Raw genomic sequence first — 682 nt, forward strand, 5'->3', positions numbered from 1 at the left:
GGAAGTGAGCGTGGGCGCGGCAGTGGGCGAATTCAGCCTCGCACGCGGCCTGACTCAGGCAGTCGACGCCGGCATCGATGCGACGAAGTCGCTCGGCTTCAAGGTGACGCGCCCGCAAGTGCCGAAGGCTGCCGAGGTCACGGAAACGCCGTTGCAGCCGCTGTGGCTTGTGGGCAGCCGCAAGGCCGCGCCGCGTGGCCCGAAGCAGTTCGTCGACTTCCAGAACGACGTCGCTGCATCGGACATCCTGCTTGCGGCGCGCGAAGGCTTTGAGTCGGTCGAGCACGTGAAGCGCTATACGGCCATGGGCTTCGGCACCGACCAGGGCAAGCTCGGCAACATCAACGGCATGGCGATCCTCGCGGATGCGCTGGGCAAGACGATTCCCGAAACCGGCACGACCACGTTCCGCCCGAACTACACGCCCGTGACGTTCGGCGCCGTGGCGGGCCGCGAACTGGGCGACTTCCTCGACCCGATCCGCAAGACCTGCATTCACGAGTGGCACGAAGCCAATGGCGCGCTGTTCGAAGACGTGGGCAACTGGAAGCGCCCCTGGTACTACCCGAAAAAGGGCGAGGACATGCACGCCGCGCTCAAGCGCGAGTGCCTCGCGGTGCGCAACAGCGTGGGCATTCTCGATGCGTCGACGCTCGGCAAGATCGACATTCAGGGTCCGGAC

General features: G+C 66.0%; 1 pseudogene. It reads left to right on the top strand.

The features are described 5' to 3' along the window. Nucleotides 1-682, top strand: a pseudogene (locus tag HV773_RS36565) (sarcosine oxidase subunit alpha); the annotation flags it as partial.

Source organism: Paraburkholderia caffeinitolerans, assembly GCF_902859945.1.
Lineage (GTDB): Bacteria > Pseudomonadota > Gammaproteobacteria > Burkholderiales > Burkholderiaceae > Paraburkholderia > Paraburkholderia caffeinitolerans.